We start from the raw sequence: 20437 nt of genomic DNA, 5'->3' as shown, positions 1-20437 counted from the left end.
TCCGCCGTTTTTCCGACTCTCCCCCATCCGCGCAGCAATGCGCAATACCGCCCAACCCCTTGCCCCTCCTGCCTTTCCCCGACTTTTAAAAAGTTGGTGCGCAAATTGCTAAAGACTCCTCAGTACATCGGTGGGCGGCAAACGTCCGTCAGTAAGAGGAATGAGCGTGGACAAGTACCTTTATGTGGCAATGACCGGCGCCAGCCAGAACGCACTGGCGCAGAAGGCTCATGCCAACAATCTGGCGAACATCTCCACCAACGGTTTTCAGCGTGACCTGGAACAGGCCCGCTCGATGCCGGTGTTTGGTGACAGCTTTCCGGCGCGGGCGTTTGCCCTGACCGAGCGGCCGGGCACTGATTTTTCCCCTGGCTCGATGGTCGAGACCGGTCGTGACCTGGACGTTGCCGTCGGCGGCGATGGCTGGATCGCGGTGCAGACCCCCGATGGTGGCGAAGCCTACGTGCGCACCGCCAGCATGAATATCGATGCGCTCGGCGTACTGCGGGCCGGCAACGGCATGCCGATCATGGGCAATGGCGGGCCGATTTCCGTGCCGCCCGAGCAGAAGGTCGAAGTCGGCGAAGACGGCACCATCAGCATCCGCGCCATGGGCGAAGGCCCGCGGGTGATGGCTGAAGTGGACCGCATCAAGCTGGTCAAGCCGGACCTGGCCAACATGGTCAAAGGCCTGGACGGCGCGATCCACACCAAGGACGGCCAGCCAGCAGTGGCCGATGCCAGCGTCAAGGTGAATTCGGGCTTTTTGCAGTCGAGCAACGTCAATGCCGTCGAAGAAATGACCGCGGTGCTGGCCCTGTCCAAGCAGTTCGAATTGCACGTGAAAATGATGAACAGCGCCAAAGAAGACGATCAGGCCATGACCCGCGTCATGCAGATGAGCTGATTGCAGCGCCACTGAATACCAATTTCGTAACGCGGCGCCAACAAACAGGCGCACGAAGGAGAACAGCATGCTTCCGGCTCTATGGGTTGCCAAAACCGGTCTGTCCGCCCAGGACACCAACCTGACCGTCATCTCCAACAACCTGGCGAACGTTTCGACCACGGGCTTCAAGCGTGATCGCGCCGAGTTCCAGGACCTGCTCTATCAGATCAAGCGCCAGCCGGGTGCGCAGTCGACCCAGGACAGCGAATTGCCGTCGGGCCTGCAAGTGGGTACCGGTGTGTCCATTGTCGGCACCCAGAAGAACTTCACCGCCGGCAACCTGCAGCAGACCGGGCAGCCGCTGGACATGGCGATCAATGGCCGTGGTTTCTTCCAGATCCTGCAACCGGATGGCACTACCTCCTACACCCGTGACGGTACTTTCCACCTGGACTCCAACGGCCAGGTCGTGACCGCCAATGGCTTTGCCCTGGAGCCGGCGATTGTCGTGCCCAACGATGCCCAGACCTTCACGGTCGGCGCCGACGGCACCGTGTCCATCACCATCGCCGGCAACCCGGCGTCGCAAGTGATCGGCAACCTGCAGACCGCTGACTTCATCAACCCGGCCGGCCTGCAAGCCGCCGGCAACAACCTGTTCCTGGAAACCGCCGCCAGCGGCGCGCCGCAAGTCGGCACCCCGGGCCTCAACGGGTTTGGCACCACCCTGCAAAGCACCCTGGAAACCTCCAACGTCAGCACGGTGGAAGAGATGGTCAACATGATCACCACCCAGCGCGCCTACGAGATGAACTCCAAGGTGATTTCCACCGCCGACCAGATGCTTTCGTTCGTTACGCAGAATCTGTAATTCAGTCTATGGGGCGCTCGCAAGGCGCCTGCAACACCGTGAGGTAAGGGTCATGAGTCGCTTTGTTTCTGTTCTGGCATTGAGTGGGATTGCCGTGCTCGCGGGCTGCGTTGCCCCGACGCCAAAACCCAATGACCCGTACTACGCGCCGGTGTTGCCGCGCACGCCGCTGCCAGCTGCCGCCAACAACGGTTCGATCTACCAGGCCGGTTTTGAACAGAACCTGTACAGCGACCGCAAGGCGTTCCGGGTCGGGGACATCATCACCATCACCCTGAACGAGCGCACCACGGCGAGCAAGAACGCCAACTCCCAGGTGGCCAAGAACAGCAAGACCGGCATCGGCCTGACCTCGCTGTTTGGCGGAGGCTTGAACACCAACAACCCGCTGGGCAGCGGTGACTTGAGCTTGGACGTCGGCTACAGCGGCGACCGCGCCACCAACGGCAGCAGCAAGGCCGGGCAGGGCAACAGCCTGGTCGGTTCGATCACCGTGACCGTCGCCGATGTATTGCCTAACGGCATCATTGCCGTACGCGGCGAGAAGTGGATGACCCTCAACACTGGCGATGAGCTGGTGCGCATTGCCGGCATGGTGCGGGCAGACGATATCGCCACCGACAACACCGTGCCGTCCACGCGGATCGCCGATGCACGCATTACCTATTCGGGTACGGGTTCGTTTGCCGACGCCAGTCAGCCGGGCTGGTTCGACCGTTTCTTCCTTAGCCCGCTGTTCCCTTTCTAGGTGATCACTTTGAACCTTAAACAGCTGATGGCAGCGGTGTTGTTGCTCTCTGTGAGCGTCGCTGCCCAGGCCGAACGCCTGAAGGACATCGCCAGTATTTCCGGGGTGCGCACCAACCAGTTGATCGGTTACGGCCTGGTGGTGGGCCTCAACGGTACGGGCGACCAGACCACCCAGACCCCGTTCACCCTGCAGACCTTCAACAACATGCTCTCGCAGTTCGGGATCAAGGTGCCGCCGGGTTCGGGCAACGTGCAGTTGAAAAACGTCGCGGCGGTATCGATCAGTGCCGACCTGCCGGCGTTCTCCAAGCCCGGGCAAGTGGTGGACATCACCGTATCGTCGATTGGCAACTCGAAAAGCCTGCGTGGCGGCACCTTGCTGATGACGCCGCTCAAAGGTATCGACGGCAACGTCTACGCCATCGCCCAGGGCAACCTGGTGGTGGGCGGGTTTGATGCTGAAGGTCGCGACGGTTCGAAGATCACCGTCAACGTGCCATCGGCCGGGCGGATTCCCGGCGGCGCCACGGTGGAACGCACCGTGCCCAGCGGGTTCAACCAGGGCAACAGCCTGACCCTGAACCTCAACCGTTCGGACTTCACCACCGCCAAGCGCGTGGTCGACAAGATCAACGACATGCTCGGCCCTGGCGTGGCCCAGGCCATCGACGGCGGCTCGATCCGCGTGACCGCGCCGCTGGACCCAAGCCAGCGTGTGGATTACCTGTCGATCCTGGAAAACCTTGAGGTCGATCCGGGCCAGGCGGTGGCCAAGGTCATCATCAACTCGCGTACCGGCACCATCGTGATCGGGCAGAACGTCAAGGTGTCGCCAGCGGCCGTGACCCACGGCAGCCTGACCGTGACCATTACCGAAGACCCGATTGTCAGCCAGCCTGGGGCGTTCTCCAACGGCGAAACCGCCGTGGTCCCACGCTCGCGGGTCAACGCCCAGCAAGAAGCCAAGCCGATGTTCAAGTTCGGCCCCGGTACCACCCTGGATGAAATCGTGCGAGCGGTGAACCAGGTGGGCGCGGCGCCCGGTGACTTGATGGCGATCCTCGAAGCCCTGAAACAGGCCGGCGCCTTGCAAGCCGACCTGATCGTGATTTGAGGCCGTAGTCATGGACATGCGCAAGAGCGGTATCGCCAGCACGGCAGACTCGGGTTCCTACTCCGACCTCAACCGGCTTAACCAGCTCAAGTTCGGCGACAAGAACAGCGAAGGCAATATGCGCAAAGTGGCGCAGGAGTTCGAGTCGCTGTTTCTCAACGAGATGCTCAAATCCATGCGCTCGGCCACCGATGCCCTGGGCAAGGACAACCCGCTGAATACCCCAGCGGCCAAGCAGTATCAGGAAATGTACGACCAGCAACTGGCGGTCTCGCTGTCCCGCGAGGGCGGCGGTATCGGCCTGGCGGACGTGTTGCTGCGCCAGATGCAAAAGAACAAGCCAGTGGAAGGGCAGGCCTCGACGTTGCAGGGCCCGGACGCAGTTGAGAAGAAAGTCGACGTGCCGACACCAATTGCCGCCGGCACCCAGGCCGATGGCCCGCTGGGTCGCGCCAATGGCCAGCGCGCGCTGTGGGCGGCGCGGGTCGAGGTGGCGCCACGGGCCGATGATGGCACCCTGCGCAATGACATGGCGTTGATGAATCAGCGGCGCATCGCGTTGCCGAGCAAGCTTACCGATCGCCTGTTGGCCGGCATCGTGCCGGGCGTCGAGGCGACGGGGGCTGCCAAGGCCGCGCCATTGCGCAACAGCGCCGCCGAAGATGGTGTGATCAACGGCGCGGCGCGCACCTTTGCCGCCCGCGATTCGCGCATGCAGATTTACGGCCGCGCCGTGGCCCAACCACCGCTGGCACCGGCGAAAAAAGCCTTCGGTTCGCAAGATGAGTTTGTCGCCACCATGCTGCCAATGGCCAAGCAGGCGGCCGAGCGCATCGGCATCGACCCACGCTACCTGGTGGCCCAGGCCGCCCTGGAAACCGGCTGGGGCAAATCGGTGATGCGCCAGCAAGACGGCAGCAGCAGCCACAACCTGTTTGGCATCAAGGCCGGCCAAAGCTGGCAGGGGGCCCAGGCGCGCGCGATTACCAGCGAGTTTCGCAATGGCGAGATGGTCAAGGAAACGGCGCAGTTCCGTTCCTACGACTCTTACCAGGACAGCTTCCACGACCTCGTGACCTTGTTGCAAAGCAATGAAAGATATCAAGAAGTGCTGAAGTCGGCCGATAACCCGGAACAGTTTGTACGCGAGTTGCAAAAAGCCGGTTATGCAACGGATCCGGACTACGCCAGCAAGATTTCGCAGATCGCCAAAACCATGAACAGCTACCAACACTACGCTGCCGCTGGCGCATCCACTCATTTATAAGGTTTGAACCATGGGTTTGCTCAATATCGGGATGTCAGGACTCAATGCGGCTCAAGGATCGCTTTCGACCCTGAGTAACAACATTGCCAACGCCAAGACCCCTGGATACTCGCGCCAGCAGACTACGCAGACGGCCAACGGCATGTCCGGCGTCGGCGGTGTGTTCATCGGCAGCGGCACCACGCTGTCGGATGTGCGCCGGGTGTATAACCAGTTTCTTGACACCCAGTTGCAGACCACCACGTCGCTGAACTTCGACGCCAAGGCTTATCTGGACCAGATCGGTTCGGTGGACAAGCTCTTGTCCGACAAGTCCACCGGGGTCGGCGCAGCCTTGAACAGCTTCTTCGCCGCGTTGCAGACGTCTTCGGCAAACCCTAGCGACAACTCCGCGCGCCAACTGGTATTGACCATTGCCCAGACCCTGGGCAACCGCTTCAACTCGATTGCGAGCGAACTGAACAAGCAGAAAGAAGGCATCAACAGCCAACTGGAGACCATCACCGGCCAGGTCAACCAGTTGACCGCCTCGATTGCCTCCCTCAACCAACAGATCTCCCAGGCCAAGGGCCAGGGCAACGGCGAGCCGGCGAACCTGCTGGACGCGCGCAACGAAGCCGTGCGCTCGCTCAATGAGCTGGTGGGGGTCAAGGTCACTGAGTCGGACGGCCACTTCAATGTGTCCCTGGGCACTGGCCAGACCCTGGTGGCGGACGGCGTGTCGAACAAACTGTCGGCGGTGCCGAGCAAGGATGACAAGAGCCAGTACTCGGTGGTGTTGACCACTGGCGGGCAGCCGATGGACGTCAGTTCGGTGGTCAGCGGTGGCTCCATCGGCGGCTTGCTGCGCTATCGCCAGGAGGTGTTGATGCCGGCCATCAACGACCTGGGGCGTACCGCCATGGTCGTTGGTGAAGCGATCAACACCCAGCTGGGGCAGGGCCTGGACGCCAATGGGCAGTTCGGCGCCGCGTTGTTCAATGACATCAACAGCGTGTTTGCCATTGGCCAGCGCAGTGTTGGCGGCTCCAGCAACAGTGCGAACTCCGGCAACCTGAATGTCACGATCAAAGACACCAGCAAACTGAGCACCTTTGACTACAAGGTGACCTTCAGCGACGACAAGATGTACACCGTGCTGCGTTCGGACGGTAAGTCCATGGGCACCTTCGACATCACCCAGACACCGCCGGAAATCGACGGCTTTACCCTGGCCCTTGATGGTAAAGGGCCGGTGGCTGCTGGCGATACGTTCAAGGTCAGCCCGACTGCCGGTGGCGCGATGGACCTCAAGGTGGTGATGACCGACCCCAACAAACTGGCGTTTTCCGCGCCATTGCTGGCCGAGGGCAACAAGAACAACAGTGGCACCGGTGTGTTCACTCCGCCGACCCTGACCTTGCCCCTGGACATCCATGGCGGTGCCGACACCGCGCAGTTGGAAGCGGCAATCAAGAGTTCGATGCCGGTCAAGATGACCTTCGCCAAGCCCGCTGCCGATGGCACCCAGAGTTATGTGATCAATAACGCCCAGGGCCAGCCGATTGGCACCGGCACTATCGTGCCGGGCCAGGACAATAAACTGACGATCAAGGTGCCGTACGTCGACGCCAATGGCGACCCACAGACGTTCGGGGTCGACACGGTGATCCGTGGCGAACCGAAAGCCGATGACAGCTTCAGCGTGTCGTTCAACGCTGGCGGCAAACTGGATAACCGCAACGCCCTGCAATTGCTCGACCTGCAAACCCGCAAGACCGTGGGCGCGACCGATGGCAACGCCGGGGTGAGCATGAGCACCGCGTACAGCCAGTTGGTGTCGACCGTCGGCGGCAAGGCCAGCCAGGCCAACGTCGACAACAGCGCGACCGGGGCCATGCTGGCGGCCGCCACGTCCAATCGCAGCTCCGTGTCCCAGGTCAACCTGGACGAGGAGGCCGGCGACATGATCCGTTTCCAGCAGTACTACACCGCGTCGTCGCAGATCATTAAAGCTGCGCAAGAAACCTTCAGCACGCTGATCAACAGTCTTTAAGGGAGTTTGAGACGATGCGAATCTCGACCGAACAGTATTTCAATACCACGACTGCGCGTTATACCAACAACTTCTCCAACGTCACCAAGACGCAGCAGCAGATCGACTCCGGCGTGCGTATCCAGACCGCAGCAGATGATCCGGTGGGCGCGGCGCGTTTGCTGCTGCTGCAACAGCAGCAGGATATGTTGGGGCAGTACGCGGGCAATATCAGCAGCATGAAGAACTCGCTTAATAGCGAGGAAAGCGTACTTGCCAGTATCGACACCGCCCTGGCGCGCGCGGGTGAGCTGTCGCTCAAGGTGGCGGGCAAGGGCGGTGGCGGTATCAGCGATGACGACCGCAAGGCCGTTGCCGCCGAGATTGGTGAAATCGAGAAACAGGTCCTGAGCCTGCTTAACAGCAAGGATTCGTCCGGCCATTACCTGTTTTCCGGTGGCAAGAGCGATACACCGCCCTATGCGCGCAACAGCGACGGGACCTACAGCTATCAGGGGGATGAGACGCCCTTGAGCCTGAAGGTTTCCGACACCTTGTCGATGGTGGTCAATGACACCGGAAAATCGATCCTGGAAGGTACGGTCAATGCCGGTCGTACTCAGGCCACCGGTTCGGTCAACGATGGCAAGGTGCTGGTTTCGGGCGGGATCGTTACCTCGCCCTCGACCTATGACAGCAGTTTCACCGACGGTCAGCCGTACAAGCTGACCTTTATCAGCAGCACCGAATACACCGTAACGGACGGGGCGGGTAACGACATCACAGCGCAAACTCCCGGCAACGGCAAGTTCGATGCGACCAAGGAAGGCAGTGCTTCGGTCACCGTGCGCGGCGTGACTTTTGATGTCGACCAGAACCTGGGGGGGGCCAAGCCCGGCGCCGAGGCTGATGCGATCTACAAGGATCGTGAATTCACCCTGCAAAGCAAACCGGACAGCTTCAGTGTCTCGCGTACGCCGAGCAACCAGTCGTCGGCACAGTTGTCGGGCGGCACGGTCACCAGCCAGGCGGACTACAGCAGCACCTTCCCGAACAAAGGCGCGGTGATCAAATTTACCTCGACCACAGAGTACGAGGTGTATGCCCAGCCGATCACCGCCGACAGCAAACCGGTTTCCAACGGCACTGTGGTGCCTGGCACGCCAGCCCAGCCGGGGCCACCGCCTGTTCCCGCAACGCCAGACAGCATCACGGCCGCTGGGGTTAAGTTCGACATCACCGGCGCCCCAGGCATCGGTGACCAGTTCGCCGTGGGCTCCAATACCCACAAGACGCAAAATGCGCTGGATACCCTCAGCCAATTGCGCCAGGCCCTGGAAACCCCGTCCGACGGCGACCCGATTGCCCAGGCCAAGCTGACCGATGTGGTCAACGCAGCCATTACCAACATCAAGGCCTCCCAGGCCCAGGTCGATGGCGTGCGCGGCTCCATTGGCGCGCGGATGAACTCGCTGTCGATCCAGGAAACGGAGAACACCAGCATGGTGCTGGCCAACAAGTCGACCACTGCGGCTATTGGCGACACCGATGTGGCCACAGCCTCGATTGACCTGGCGTTCCAGAAGGCAATGCTGGAGGCCTCGCAGCTGGCCTTTGTGAAAATCTCCCAGTTGAGCCTGTTCAGCCGCATGTAAACGGCCCGGCAAGACCTGACGGCCCACCCTGGAAACAGGGTGGGCCGTTGTCGTTTCTGGCGCAGGCTTTTAAACAAAGCGCACAAAAATGAGTGACCTATGAGTCATAAAGCGCATCTTCACTGTATCGTGTGAAAAGGCCAGACCGCTTTCCAGGCGCTGGCTTCGGTAGTTTCGGCGGGTTTTTGCGGGGTTATCCCCTTTATTGTCAGCGCTCCTGAAGGGTTTTCAGGGGTGTTCTCCAGCTATTTTGTATTGGGAAGCCACAATGATTGGCATAAAAAGCATCGCCAGCTACGTGCCGGCAGAAGGGCTGGACAACTACGCCCAGGGTGCCAAATTCGCCAAGGATGAAGAGTTCATCATTGGCAAGATCGGCTCGGCATTCCTGCCGCGCAAGGATGCAGGCCAGGAAACCTCGGATTTGTGTGTCGAGGCGGTCAACGCCTTGTTTGCCAACAACCCCGAGCTCAAGCGTGAGTCGATTGACGCGTTGATCGTCGTGACCCAGAACGGCGACGAAGAAGGGCTGCCGCACACCGCAGCCATCGTCCAGGACAAACTGGGCCTGCCGACCCACGTCGCGGCCTTCGATATCTCCCTGGGTTGCTCCGGCTACGTCTACGGCATCTACGCGATGAAAGGCTTCATGGAAGCCGCCGGCCTGAAAAACGGCCTGCTGGTGACCGCCGACCCGTACTCGAAGATCGTCGACCCGGAAGACCGCAACACCACCATGCTCTTCGGCGACGCCGCCACCGCCACCTGGATGGGCGAAGACGCCCCCTGGCAGCTGGGCAAGGCCAAGTTCGGTACCGACGGCTCCGGCGCGCCGCATTTGAAGGTCAGCGACGGCGTGTTCTTCATGAACGGTCGCCAGGTCTTCAACTTCGCGTTGCTTAAAGTGCCGGCGCATTTGCACGAACTGCTCAATGAGTCGGACCTGAAGGCCGACGATATTGACGCGTTCTGCATCCACCAGGGCAGTGCGGCGATTGTCGACGCCGTGGCCCGGCGTTTTGAAGATGCGCCGGTGGAGAAATTCATCAAGGACATGGTCGAGACCGGCAACACCGTGTCGTCGAGCATTCCGCTGCTGCTGGAAAAGCACGTGATGGACGCCGAGTGGAAGCGCGTGGCCCTCAGTGGGTTTGGTGTTGGCCTGTCGTGGGGTTCGGCGATTATCTATCGGCCGTGATGCGCTGATAGGCTGCACAAAAAGCGCCCGGGATCGAAAGATCCCGGGCGTTTTTTTGTGCACATCATGGTAGGAGCGAGCTTGCTCGCGAAAAACGTTAACGATAACGCGGGCATTCAGAATGCACGCGGCGCCCTCAGGTTCTTCGCGAGCAAGCTCGCTCCTACAGGGAGGATGTCCTTAACCCGTGATTGCTGGCATTTCGCGCTTCTATAAGGTCTTGAAATACAAGGGGTGGCACAGGGCTAGTAAAAAAATTCAAAAAAATCCTCAAGCAACCTGCTTTCACGACGATAACTATTACGAAGGTTCTCTAGGCCACACCCGGCGGTTGCCAGGGCCGGAAGCCGCAGTATCCAACTCACGAGGATTTCGTCATGGCAATGTCCGTAAACACCAACATTACTTCCCTGGGCGTCCAGAAGAACCTGAACAAAGCATCCGACGCTTTGAGCCAGTCGATGAACCGTCTGTCTTCCGGCCTGAAAATCAACAGCGCCAAAGACGACGCCGCTGGCATGCAGATCGCCAACCGTCTGAACAACCAGGTCAAAGGCCTGAACGTTGCAATCTCCAACGCCAACAACGGCGTGTCGATTGCCCAGACTGCTGAAGGCGCGATGCAAGAATCCACCAACACCCTGCAGCGTCTGCGTGAACTCGCCCTGCAAGCGGCGAACGGTGATAAAAGCGACGCTGACCGTGTTTCCCTGCAACAAGAATTCACCGCTAAAGTCGGCGAGCTGAACCGTATTGCCAGCACCACCACCTTCGGTGGTCGTAACCTGCTGGACGGTTCGTTCAGCAACGTAGCGTTCCAGATCGGCGCCAACGCCAACGAAACTATCTCGTTCGGTATGACCGATGTCAGTTCTACCGCGCTGAAAGGCAACTACAGCGAAGCCACCGTTAACAGCACGGCATTGACCGGTCTGGCCGCTACTACTACTGGCTCGGTAGTTGGTGATAAAGCCACTGCAACGGGTACTGCTGCTGTCGGCACTACTGTGGCTACTGATAGCATCAAAATCAATGGTACAACGATCAATCTGGTTGCTGCCCTTCCTGCTGACAAGGGCGCTGCTGCAGTTGATGCTATCAACAAGCAGACAAGCGTCACCGGTGTTACTGCAAGTGCCGACGCCAACGGCGTTTTGACACTTAGCTCTACCAAAGCCATCACGATTGCAGCGGGTGATGTTGCAGCTGCCATCCCTGGCCCACCTCCTGTCGCCGCTAAAACCGATGGCTTGGCTAACCTCAATCTGGCTGCTGCACCTAGCATTGCCCCTACCAGCAATCTGACCGCTGACGGTTCGATCACTGTGAACGGTGCTGCGGTAACTTGGGCGAAAGGCGATGCCATGTCGACCGTTCTCACCAAGCTCACCAATGCTGCTGGCGGCGCTGCAACTGGTGCTTCCGCTACCTTCACCGATGGTCGTCTCAAGCTGACCTCGGGTAACGGTGCTGACATTAAGCTGGCTAACACTAATAGCGGTTCGCTGTCGCAACTGGGTCTGTCTGCCGGTACCACCCAAGCCAAATTGACCGACGATACCTCTATCTCTGTCAACGGCGTAGAAGTCAAGTTCAAGAAAGGCGACACCTCTGACGCAGTTGTAGCTTCGATCAACAGCGCCAGCACCGGTGTACAGGCCAGCAAAAACGCTGACGGTACTCTGAACCTGTTTGCAGACAAAGACATCACCATCAAGGACGGTAGTGCAGGTACAGGCCTGAAAGCTCTGGGCCTGACGACTGTTGCTGCTGACGGTACCAAAACCGCAGTGACTATGGAAACCAGCGTTTCCGACCTGAGCATCCTGTCTGCCGCTTCTTCCCAGCAAGCCATCCAGGCCCTGGAAGACGCCATGCAGCAGATCGACAGCCAGCGTTCGCAGCTGGGTGCGGTGCAAAACCGTTTCGCCAGCACCGTGGCCAACCTGCAGAGCATTTCGCAGAACTCCTCGGCTGCCAAAGGCCGCGTAGAAGACGCTGACTTCGCTTCCGAAGCCGCTGAACTGACCAAGCAACAAACCCTGCAACAGGCTTCCACTGCGATCCTGTCCCAGGCCAACCAACTGCCATCCGCTGTACTGAAGCTGCTTCAGTAATATCGGCTAGCGGTTAATCAACGGGGGGGTGCTAACGTGCCCTTCCGTTTTTTCAGTTTGGAGGTGATGACATGGACATGAGCATCAAGCTGAACGCGTCTTACCCGGCTGCTACCACCCAGGCTCCTGGTGCTGTGACGACACAGGCCAAACCGCCTGTCGCGCAGACCGATAGCGAGCCCGCCGAGGAACCACAGCGCGTGGCACTGGAAAAAGCTGTCACCGATATGCGTGAGTTTGTGCAGGCTTCACAGCGCAACCTGGATTTTTCCATCGATGACTCCACCGGCAAAGTGGTGGTCAAGGTGATCGCTACCGATAGCGGCGAAGTGATTCGACAAATTCCATCGGAGACTGCGTTGAAACTGGCGCAGAACCTGAGCGATGCTAGCAGCCTGTTGTTTGATACAAAGGCCTGAGTTGGCACGAAACATGTTTCTGATTGCTGCTTGGGCGTTCGTACGCCAAAAAAGCGGCAACCGCAGGACAAGGAGAGTAGCAAATGGCTAGTTCAACGATTTCCGGCCCAGGTTCGGGCTACGACACCCAAGCGATCGTCAAGGCGTTGGTGGGGGCCGAAAGGGCGCCCAAAGACGCGCAGATCACTGCCCAGCAGAAAGACGCCACCGTCAAGCTGTCGGCCGTGGGCTCTGTGAAAACGGCGCTGGAAGCCTACCAGGCGGCAATCACCAAGTTGAACAACCAGGCCGCCTTCAATGGCCTGGCCGCCACGACCTCCGAAGAAAAAAACGCCAAGGTCACCCTGGGTGATGGCGCAGCCCCCGGCAAGTACATCCTCAAGGTCGATAATCTGGCGACCTCGTCGAAGGTCTCCAGCAAAGTCATCGAAGGTGGCGCCTCGGGCAAAGCCAACGCCAGCGATGAAACCCAGACGCTGACGATTACCCAGTCGGGTAAAAGCTACGATGTATTGGTGCCGGGTGGCGCGACCTTGCAGGAGGTTCGCGAATCCATCAATACCCAGCTCTCGGCCCAGGGTATCAGCGCCAACGTACTGAGCGACTCCAACGGCGGGCGTCTGGTACTGACCTCCAATACCAGTGGTAAAGACACTGACATTACCTTGAGTGGTAATTCGGAGCTGGCGGTCGGTTATGACAAGGGTACGGCGCCGGTGAACGCCAAATACTCCATCGACGGCATTGAGATGGAGTCCACCAGCAACAAGATCACTTCCGCGATCAGCGGCGTGACCCTGGAGCTGCTGGATGGCGACCTGACCAAGAAGGTCACGCTGACTGTAGCCAGCAACACCGACACCCTGAAGACCTCGGTGCAGTCGTTCGTCACCGCCTATAACACGTTGATGACCGCCATCAACACCCAGACCAAGGTCACCGCCACCGGCGATGCCTCGACCACCACCGCTGGCGCCCTGACTGGCGATGCGTCGATGCGCCAGTTGGTCTCCAGCCTGCGTTCCGAGCTGGTCAACGGCAAGGGTGCGGGCAGCATGACCAGCCTGGCCCAGATGGGTATCACCACTGACCAGAAAACCGGTTTGCTGAGCCTGGAAGACAAGGCGTGGGACAAGGCTGTGGTCAAGGGCGCAGGGGATATCGCCAAGTTGTTCACCGGCGATACCGGTTTGATCACGCGGATGAACAAGGCGACCAGCAGCTACGTCGGCTCCTCCGGCACCTTGGCGACCCGTGCGACGGATCTCAACACCAAGCTGACCGACCTGACCACCGAGAAGGCTGATCTGGATCGGCGCATGGAAGCGCTGCAAAAATCCCTGTCGGCCAAGTACACCGCCATGGACACCATGATCGCGCAGATCAACGCCAGCAGCTCCAGTATCCTGACCACCCTCAACTCGCTGAACAATCCTAAGTCGAACTGATGGATGGTGCGCCCGCAGGCCCTGAAAAAGGGCCCGGGCACCGGGTAAGGGATTAAAGTTTTTCTCGGCACAGTCGAAAAACTGGTTAAGCAAATCTATTCGACTGTGGCCTGTAACGAGGTAGCAACATGAACCCAATGAGAGCCCTTCGCCAATACCAGAAGGTCAATTCCCACGCCCAGATCTCCGAAGCCAGCCCGCACCGTCTGGTGCAGATGCTGATGGAAGGTGGTCTCGATCGCATGGCCCAGGCCAAGGGCGCATTGAGCCGTGGCGATATTGCCCAGAAGGGCCTGATGCTGGGCAAGGCGATTGAGATCATCTCCGGTCTGCGCGATGGCCTGGAGCCGGAAAAAGCCGAGGATCCAGCGGCAGTTCAACAACTCGATGCGTTGTACGAGTACATGAGTAACCGTCTGGTTGAGGCCAATGGCGTCAACGATGCCGACATGATCGACGAAGTCGCGCGTTTGCTGATTACCGTCAAAAGTGGCTGGGATGCCATCGCGCCACAATAAGGCCGCCGGCCTTGAGGAACACAGCATGAGCCACGCACTGCAACGGATTGACGAAACCCGCGACGCCTTGATCGGCGCGCTGGCAGAACGCAATTGGGATGCTATCGGCGAATTGGACATGGGCTGCCGTGCCTGCATCGACGAGGTGCTCAGTGAGGCGCCGGTGGACGAGGGTGCGCTGCGCGAGAAGCTGGAGAGCCTGTTGGTGGTCTACCAGCAGCTGCTTGAGGTGACGACCGGCGAGCGTCAGGCGATATTTGAAGAGATGTCGCAGATCAACCAAGCGAAAAATGCGTCAAAGGTTTACCATCTGTTCGGCTGATCTGGCTCAGTTAATCCGAACATAGCGCGTCATAAATTTGACTGTGCAGTCTTTTTTGACTTAACTAGTGCTATTTTCAGACGTCAGATGGCCGTAGCGCAGAAAATGCCTACAGCAATCTAGATTGCCCCGATTCGAGGGCATTAGAGTTTTACTAGGGAAGTTGCTATTGCATGTGGCGTGAAACCAAAATTCTGCTAATCGATGACGATAGCGTTCGCCGCCGCGACCTGGCGGTGATTTTGAATTTTCTTGGCGAAGAAAATTTGCCCTGCGGCAGCCACGATTGGCAGCAGGCGGTCAGCTCTTTGTCATCGAGCCGTGAAGTCATCTGTGTACTGATCGGGACGGTAAACGCTCCTGGCGCAGTTCTAGGCCTGTTAAAGACACTCTCAACCTGGGATGAGTTCCTTCCCGTGTTGCTAATGGGCGATATTTCTTCCGTGGACTTGCCGGAAGACCAGCGCCGCCGAGTGCTTTCCACCCTGGAAATGCCCCCCAGCTACAGCAAATTGCTCGACTCCCTGCACCGTGCCCAGGTCTATCGCGAGATGTACGACCAGGCCCGCGAGCGTGGCCGTCACCGCGAACCCAACCTGTTCCGCAGCCTGGTCGGCACCAGCCGTGCGATCCAGCACGTGCGCCAGATGATGCAGCAAGTGGCCGATACCGACGCCAGCGTGCTGATCCTCGGCGAGTCCGGCACCGGCAAGGAAGTGGTCGCGCGTAACCTGCATTACCATTCCAAGCGCCGTGACGGACCTTTCGTGCCGGTCAACTGCGGGGCAATCCCTGCAGAGCTGCTCGAAAGCGAATTGTTCGGCCACGAGAAGGGCGCCTTTACCGGGGCGATCACCAGCCGTGCCGGGCGTTTTGAGCTGGCCAATGGCGGCACCCTGTTCCTTGACGAAATCGGCGATATGCCGCTGCCGATGCAGGTCAAGCTGCTGCGTGTGTTGCAGGAGCGTACCTTCGAGCGCGTGGGCAGCAACAAGACCCAGAGCGTCGACGTGCGCATCATCGCGGCCACGCACAAGAACCTCGAAAGCATGATCGAGGTCGGCAGCTTCCGCGAAGACCTGTACTACCGCCTCAACGTATTCCCTATCGAGATGGCTCCGCTGCGCGAGCGTGTGGAAGACATCCCGTTGCTGATGAACGAACTGATCTCGCGCATGGAACACGAAAAGCGCGGCTCGATCCGTTTCAACTCTGCCGCGATCATGTCCCTGTGCCGCCACGGCTGGCCGGGCAACGTACGCGAGCTGGCCAACCTGGTGGAGCGCATGGCGATCATGCATCCGTATGGGGTGATCGGCGTGGTCGAGTTGCCGAAGAAATTCCGCTACGTCGACGACGAAGACGAGCAATTGGTGGACAGCCTGCGCAGCGATCTGGAAGAGCGCGTGGCGATCAACGGCCACACCCCGGACTTCGGTGCCAACGCCATGTTGCCGCCCGAAGGCCTGGACTTGAAGGACTACCTCGGCAGCCTGGAACAAGGGCTGATCCAGCAGGCGCTGGACGACGCCAATGGCATCGTCGCCCGCGCCGCCGAGCGCCTGCGCATCCGCCGCACCACGCTGGTGGAGAAGATGCGCAAGTACGGCATGAGCCGTCGTGAAGGGGATGAACAGGCGGAGGATTGACGCCTGTTTTCCAAGCCGCTGATTAATCAGCGGTTTTTTTTAGGCACGGGTATTGCTACAGCACTCGCAACGTTCCGTTTAACTGACGGTCAGCCAAGCGAGAGAGCACGATGCCCCACGCCGCCCAACTTTCTTCAGTCCCCGACACCCAGGGACTTGTCCCGTCCGTAGAGCAGATCAGCCGGCAAGGGCTTGAGCAGGCGTTTTCGCTGTTCAGCCAGATGTCCAGCCAGTTGACTGACTCCTACAGCCTGCTGGAAGCCCGGGTTTCGGAGCTCAAGGGCGAGTTGGCGGTGGTCAGTGCCCAGCGCATGGAAGAGCTGGCCGAGAAAGAACGCCTGGCCAACCGTCTGCAAAACCTTCTCGACCTGCTGCCTGGCGGCGTGATCGTGATCGATGACCAAGGCCGCGTGCGCGAAGCCAACCCCGCGGCCTGCGACCTGCTGGGCCTGCCGCTGGAAGGCGAGCTGTGGCGCCATGTCATCACCCGCTGCTTTGCCCCTCGTGAAGACGACGGCCATGAAATCTCCCTCAAGGATGGGCGCCGCCTGTCCATCGCCACCCGTTCCCTGGACGCTGAGCCCGGCCAACTGGTGCTGCTCAACGACCTGACAGAAACCCGTCACCTGCAGGACCAATTGGCGCGCCATGAACGCCTGTCGTCCCTGGGGCGGATGGTCGCTTCTCTGGCCCATCAGATTCGTACGCCGTTGTCGGCCGCGTTGATCTACGCCAGTCATTTGACTGATGAGCAATTGCCGGCCGCCACCCATCAGCGTTTCGCCGGGCGCCTCAAGGAGCGCCTGCATGAGCTGGAGCACCAGGTGCGCGACATGCTGGTGTTCGCCCGGGGCGAGTTGCCGCTGACTGATCGCGTCACGCCCGCTGCCTTGATGCAGTCGTTGCAGGCCGCCGCCGCCACCCATGTCCAGGAAGCCTCGGTGCGCTGGCAGTGCGATAGCCACTGGGGCGAGTTGCTGTGCAATCGCGACACCCTGGTGGGCGCGCTGCTCAACCTGATCGAAAACGCCAGCCAGGCCAGCGGCCCGGCAGCGCGCCTCAAAGTGCACTTGTACAGCCGCGAGCAAACCCTGCGCCTGTGCATTAGCGACAGCGGTAGCGGGATTGATCCGCTGGTGTTGCAGCGCCTGGGTGAACCCTTTTTTACCACCAAAACCAACGGGACCGGCCTGGGGCTGACCGTGGTCAAGGCAGTGACCCGTGCGCATCAGGGAGAATTGCAGTTGCGTTCTCGTGTGGGGCGCGGCACCTGTGCATTGATAACGCTGCCGTTGTTTTCAGGCGCGGCAAGCGCGGAGTAAGGATAAATGGCTATCAAGGTTTTACTGGTTGAAGACGATCGCGCCCTGCGTGAAGCACTGGCTGACACGCTGTTGTTGGCGGGCCATGACTATCGGGCGGTCGGTTCGGCCGAGGAAGCCTTGGAGGCGGTGGAGCAAGAGTCCTTCAGCCTGGTGGTCAGCGACGTCAACATGCCCGGCATGGACGGCCACCAGTTGCTCGGCCTGTTGCGTGCACGCCAGCCGCAATTGCCGGTGCTGTTGATGACCGCTCACGGCGCGGTAGAGCGCGCGGTCGATGCCATGCGCCAGGGCGCGGCAGACTATCTGGTCAAGCCATTCGAGCCCAAGGCCCTGATCGAACTGGTGGCGCGTCACGCCCTGGGGGTGATCGGTGCTGCAGACGGCGAGGGCCCGATTGCCTTCGAGCCGGCCAGTACGCAATTGCTGGAGCTGGCGGCCAAGGTCGCCCGCAGCGACTCCACGGTGCTGATCTCCGGTGAGTCCGGCACCGGCAAGGAAGTGCTGGCGCGCTACATCCACCAGCAATCCCACCGGGCCAGCCAGCCGTTTATCGCGATCAACTGTGCGGCGATCCCCGACAACATGCTTGAAGCGACCTTGTTCGGTCATGAAAAAGGCTCCTTCACCGGCGCCATCGCGGCCCAGGCCGGCAAGTTTGAACAGGCCGACGGCGGCACCATCCTGCTCGACGAAATCTCGGAAATGCCCCTGGGCCTGCAAGCCAAGTTGCTGCGCGTGTTGCAAGAACGCGAAGTGGAGCGGGTGGGTGCGCGTAAGCCGATCCAGCTGGATATCCGCGTGGTCGCCACCACCAACCGTGACCTCGCCGGCGAAGTGGCGGCAGGGCGCTTTCGTGAAGATTTGTTCTACCGGCTCTCGGTTTTCCCATTGGCCTGGCGCCCGCTGCGTGAACGCCCGGCGGATATCGTGCCGCTGGCCGAGCGCCTGTTGAACAAGCACGTCAATAAAATGAAGCACGCCCAGGCGCGCCTGTCGGCCGAGGCCAAGGCTTGCCTGATCAGCTACCCATGGCCCGGTAACGTGCGCGAGCTGGACAACGCGATCCAGCGCGCGCTGATTTTGCAGCAAGGCGGCCTGATCCAGCCCCAGGACTTCTGCCTGGCCATCGGTGCGGGCATTGCGCCCATGCCGAGCCTGGCGCCTGCGCCGGCTGAAAGCGTTCCGGCAGAAGCAGCCGGTGGCCTGGGCGACGACCTGCGCCGCCGCGAATTCCAGATGATCATCGACACCCTGCGCGCCGAGCGCGGCCGCCGCAAAGAGGCTGCCGAGCGCCTGGGCATCAGCCCACGCACCTTGCGCTACAAGCTGGCGCAAATGCGCGATGCCGGAATGGATGTGGAAGCGTTCCTTTTCGCCAGCTGAGATACACATCAGCTGACAAGGTTTGTCGGCTTTTCTTACAAGTTGCCATGGAGCTGGCACCCTTGTTGCACCACCCGTACTAACCGCTGCGTAGTGTCAAAAAATTGCGGGTCGTCGGAGAGAGAAGTTCATGAGCCAAGGTGTTGAGTTCAATCGGTTGATGTTGGATATGCGATCCATGCAAATGGACGCCATGTCCCAGCCGAAATCCGTCGTGCAAGCGCCGGAATTGGGCCAAAGCAGCTTTGCCGATATGCTCGGCCAAGCCATCAACAAAGTCAGTGATACCCAGCAGGCATCCAGCCAGCTGTCGACCGCCTTCGAAATCGGCAAGAGTGGCGTGGACCTCACCGACGTGATGATCGCCTCGCAAAAGGCCAGCGTTTCCTTCCAGGCCCTGACCCAAGTGCGTAACAAGCTGGTTCAGGCTTATCAAGACATCATGCAGATGCCGGTTTAAGGACGAGATTTAAGTCATGGCAGAAGCAGTCGTGGATAACGTACCCGCCAAGACAGACGGCAAGCCGCCGCTGTTTGGCCTGTCGTTCCTGGAAAACCTCTCCGAAATGACCATGTTGCGTCAGGTAGGCCTGATGGTCGGCCTGGCTGCCAGCGTGGCGATTGGTTTTGCCGTGGTGTTGTGGTCCCAGCAACCCGATTACCGGCCGCTCTATGGCAGCCTGGCGGGGATGGATGCCAAGCAGGTCATGGAAACCCTGGCCGCCTCCGATATCGCCTACACCGTGGAGCCCAACTCCGGTGCCTTGCTGGTCAAGGCCGACGACGTGGCCCGTGCCCGCCTGAAGCTGGCCGGTGCAGGTGTGGCACCGACCGATGGCAACATCGGTTTTGAGATTCTCGATAAAGACCAGGGCCTGGGTACCAGCCAGTTCATGGAAGCCACCCGCTACCGTCGCGGCCTGGAAGGCGAGCTGGCACGCACCATCGCCAGCCTGAACAACGTCAAGGGCGCCCGTGTGCACCTGGCGATCCCGAAAAGCTCGGTGTTCGTGCGTGATGAGCGCAAGCCCAGCGCTTCGGTATTGGTCGAGTTGTTTGCTGGCCGCTCCCTGGAGCCGGGCCAGGTCCTGGCCATCGTCAATCTGGTGGCGACCAGTGTTCCGGAGCTGAGCAAGTCACAGATCACCGTGGTCGACCAGAAGGGCAACCTGCTCTCCGACCAGGCGGAAAACTCCGCGCTGACCATGGCCGGCAAGCAGTTCGACTACAGCCGTCGCATGGAAAGCATGCTCACCCAGCGTGTGCACAACATCCTGCAACCGGTGTTGGGCAATGACCGCTACAAGGCTGAAGTGTCCGCCGACGTGGACTTCAGCGCCGTCGAATCGACCTCCGAGCAGTTCAACCCGGACCAGCCGGCCCTGCGCAGCGAACAATCGACCAGCGAACAACGCACCGCCGCCAATGGTCCTCCGCAAGGTGTGCCCGGTGCCCTGAGCAATCAGCCGCCAGCCCCGGCCAGTGCCCCGCAAACCAC

The 20437-nt window shown here is 60.2% G+C and carries 18 protein-coding genes and 1 pseudogene; all 19 read left to right on the top strand.

Features of this window, described 5'->3' with window-relative positions:
* Positions 1-166: 166 nt before the first annotated feature.
* The gene (locus BFQ03_RS22530) at positions 167-907 is read left to right on the top strand and encodes a flagellar basal body rod protein FlgF (protein WP_032859644.1); all 741 of its coding nucleotides are present in this window, start codon (positions 167-169) and stop codon (positions 905-907) included.
* A 67-nt stretch (positions 908-974) separates the two neighbouring features.
* Entirely contained in the window at positions 975-1760 is a 786-nt protein-coding gene (gene flgG / locus BFQ03_RS22525; RefSeq protein WP_065944055.1) for a flagellar basal-body rod protein FlgG, read from the top strand.
* Positions 1761-1812: 52 nt separating this feature from the next.
* Positions 1813-2508, top strand: coding sequence for a flagellar basal body L-ring protein FlgH (gene flgH, locus BFQ03_RS22520; RefSeq protein ID WP_032859002.1), 696 nt, complete (start codon positions 1813-1815; stop codon positions 2506-2508).
* 27 nt (positions 2509-2535) lie between these two features.
* Positions 2536-3624, top strand: coding sequence for a flagellar basal body P-ring protein FlgI (locus BFQ03_RS22515; protein ID WP_065944067.1), 1089 nt, complete (start codon positions 2536-2538; stop codon positions 3622-3624).
* A gap of 10 nt (positions 3625-3634) precedes the next feature.
* Positions 3635-4891 (top strand): flagellar assembly peptidoglycan hydrolase FlgJ, encoded by a 1257-nt coding sequence (flgJ, locus tag BFQ03_RS22510; protein WP_065944054.1) that lies wholly within the window; start codon positions 3635-3637, stop codon positions 4889-4891.
* Between the two features lie 10 nt (positions 4892-4901).
* The gene (gene flgK, locus BFQ03_RS22505) at positions 4902-6926 is read left to right on the top strand and encodes a flagellar hook-associated protein FlgK (RefSeq protein WP_065944053.1); all 2025 of its coding nucleotides are present in this window, start codon (positions 4902-4904) and stop codon (positions 6924-6926) included.
* Between the two features lie 14 nt (positions 6927-6940).
* Complete coding sequence (locus tag BFQ03_RS22500) at positions 6941-8560, top strand: flagellar hook-associated protein 3 (RefSeq protein ID WP_065944052.1); 1620 nt, start codon at positions 6941-6943, stop codon at positions 8558-8560.
* Positions 8561-8828: 268 nt separating this feature from the next.
* The gene (locus BFQ03_RS22495) at positions 8829-9758 is read left to right on the top strand and encodes a ketoacyl-ACP synthase III (protein ID WP_032859011.1); all 930 of its coding nucleotides are present in this window, start codon (positions 8829-8831) and stop codon (positions 9756-9758) included.
* 81 nt (positions 9759-9839) lie between these two features.
* Positions 9840-9926, top strand: a pseudogene (locus BFQ03_RS30835) (outer membrane lipoprotein carrier protein LolA); the annotation flags it as partial.
* Positions 9927-10135: 209 nt separating this feature from the next.
* A complete protein-coding gene (locus BFQ03_RS22490; RefSeq protein ID WP_032859013.1) occupies positions 10136-11875 on the top strand; it encodes a flagellin N-terminal helical domain-containing protein in 1740 nt (579 codons plus the stop codon).
* Between the two features lie 71 nt (positions 11876-11946).
* Complete coding sequence (locus BFQ03_RS22485) at positions 11947-12294, top strand: flagellar protein FlaG (protein ID WP_032859016.1); 348 nt, start codon at positions 11947-11949, stop codon at positions 12292-12294.
* Between the two features lie 83 nt (positions 12295-12377).
* Positions 12378-13742 carry a flagellar filament capping protein FliD gene (gene fliD, locus BFQ03_RS22480; protein WP_032859018.1) on the top strand — a complete coding sequence of 455 codons (1365 nt, stop codon included), beginning with the start codon at positions 12378-12380 and terminating at the stop codon, positions 13740-13742.
* A 128-nt stretch (positions 13743-13870) separates the two neighbouring features.
* Positions 13871-14260: a flagellar export chaperone FliS gene (gene fliS, locus BFQ03_RS22475; protein WP_029292498.1), complete on the top strand. Its 390-nt coding sequence runs from the start codon at positions 13871-13873 to the stop codon at positions 14258-14260.
* A 25-nt stretch (positions 14261-14285) separates the two neighbouring features.
* Positions 14286-14582 carry a flagellar protein FliT gene (gene fliT / locus BFQ03_RS22470; RefSeq protein ID WP_029292500.1) on the top strand — a complete coding sequence of 99 codons (297 nt, stop codon included), beginning with the start codon at positions 14286-14288 and terminating at the stop codon, positions 14580-14582.
* 173 nt (positions 14583-14755) lie between these two features.
* A complete protein-coding gene (locus BFQ03_RS22465) occupies positions 14756-16231 on the top strand; it encodes a sigma-54 dependent transcriptional regulator (protein WP_032859021.1) in 1476 nt (491 codons plus the stop codon).
* A 110-nt stretch (positions 16232-16341) separates the two neighbouring features.
* Entirely contained in the window at positions 16342-17553 is a 1212-nt protein-coding gene (locus tag BFQ03_RS22460; protein ID WP_065944051.1) for a sensor histidine kinase, read from the top strand.
* A 6-nt stretch (positions 17554-17559) separates the two neighbouring features.
* Complete coding sequence (locus tag BFQ03_RS22455) at positions 17560-18939, top strand: sigma-54-dependent transcriptional regulator (protein ID WP_065944050.1); 1380 nt, start codon at positions 17560-17562, stop codon at positions 18937-18939.
* Between the two features lie 130 nt (positions 18940-19069).
* Positions 19070-19399 carry a flagellar hook-basal body complex protein FliE gene (gene fliE / locus BFQ03_RS22450; protein ID WP_029292509.1) on the top strand — a complete coding sequence of 110 codons (330 nt, stop codon included), beginning with the start codon at positions 19070-19072 and terminating at the stop codon, positions 19397-19399.
* A 16-nt stretch (positions 19400-19415) separates the two neighbouring features.
* Positions 19416-20437, top strand: a 1022-nt coding sequence (gene fliF, locus BFQ03_RS22445) for a flagellar basal-body MS-ring/collar protein FliF (RefSeq protein WP_065944049.1), incomplete at its 3' end; no start/stop codon positions are given.

Source organism: Pseudomonas sp. 25 R 14 (genome assembly GCF_900004755.1).
In the GTDB taxonomy this organism is placed as follows: Bacteria; Pseudomonadota; Gammaproteobacteria; order Pseudomonadales; family Pseudomonadaceae; genus Aquipseudomonas; species Aquipseudomonas brenneri.
Note: the sequence above shows the minus strand (reverse complement) of the source record. Positions and strands in the feature narration are given on the sequence as shown.

Excerpts from the sequence above, each read along its gene's own strand:
- flgG (WP_065944055.1), top strand. The coding sequence starts at position 975 with ATGCTTCCGGCTCTATGGGTTGCCAAAACCGGTCTGTCCGCCCAGGAC.
- flgH (WP_032859002.1), top strand. The coding sequence starts at position 1,813 with ATGAGTCGCTTTGTTTCTGTTCTGGCATTGAGTGGGATTGCCGTGCTC.
- BFQ03_RS22515 (WP_065944067.1), top strand. The coding sequence starts at position 2,536 with ATGGCAGCGGTGTTGTTGCTCTCTGTGAGCGTCGCTGCCCAGGCCGAA.
- flgJ (WP_065944054.1), top strand. The coding sequence starts at position 3,635 with ATGGACATGCGCAAGAGCGGTATCGCCAGCACGGCAGACTCGGGTTCC.
- flgK (WP_065944053.1), top strand. The coding sequence starts at position 4,902 with ATGGGTTTGCTCAATATCGGGATGTCAGGACTCAATGCGGCTCAAGGA.
- BFQ03_RS22500 (WP_065944052.1), top strand. The coding sequence starts at position 6,941 with ATGCGAATCTCGACCGAACAGTATTTCAATACCACGACTGCGCGTTAT.
- BFQ03_RS22495 (WP_032859011.1), top strand. The coding sequence starts at position 8,829 with ATGATTGGCATAAAAAGCATCGCCAGCTACGTGCCGGCAGAAGGGCTG.
- BFQ03_RS22490 (WP_032859013.1), top strand. The coding sequence starts at position 10,136 with ATGGCAATGTCCGTAAACACCAACATTACTTCCCTGGGCGTCCAGAAG.
- BFQ03_RS22485 (WP_032859016.1), top strand. The coding sequence starts at position 11,947 with ATGGACATGAGCATCAAGCTGAACGCGTCTTACCCGGCTGCTACCACC.
- fliD (WP_032859018.1), top strand. The coding sequence starts at position 12,378 with ATGGCTAGTTCAACGATTTCCGGCCCAGGTTCGGGCTACGACACCCAA.
- fliS (WP_029292498.1), top strand. The coding sequence starts at position 13,871 with ATGAACCCAATGAGAGCCCTTCGCCAATACCAGAAGGTCAATTCCCAC.
- fliT (WP_029292500.1), top strand. The coding sequence starts at position 14,286 with ATGAGCCACGCACTGCAACGGATTGACGAAACCCGCGACGCCTTGATC.
- BFQ03_RS22465 (WP_032859021.1), top strand. The coding sequence starts at position 14,756 with ATGTGGCGTGAAACCAAAATTCTGCTAATCGATGACGATAGCGTTCGC.
- BFQ03_RS22460 (WP_065944051.1), top strand. The coding sequence starts at position 16,342 with ATGCCCCACGCCGCCCAACTTTCTTCAGTCCCCGACACCCAGGGACTT.
- BFQ03_RS22455 (WP_065944050.1), top strand. The coding sequence starts at position 17,560 with ATGGCTATCAAGGTTTTACTGGTTGAAGACGATCGCGCCCTGCGTGAA.
- fliE (WP_029292509.1), top strand. The coding sequence starts at position 19,070 with ATGAGCCAAGGTGTTGAGTTCAATCGGTTGATGTTGGATATGCGATCC.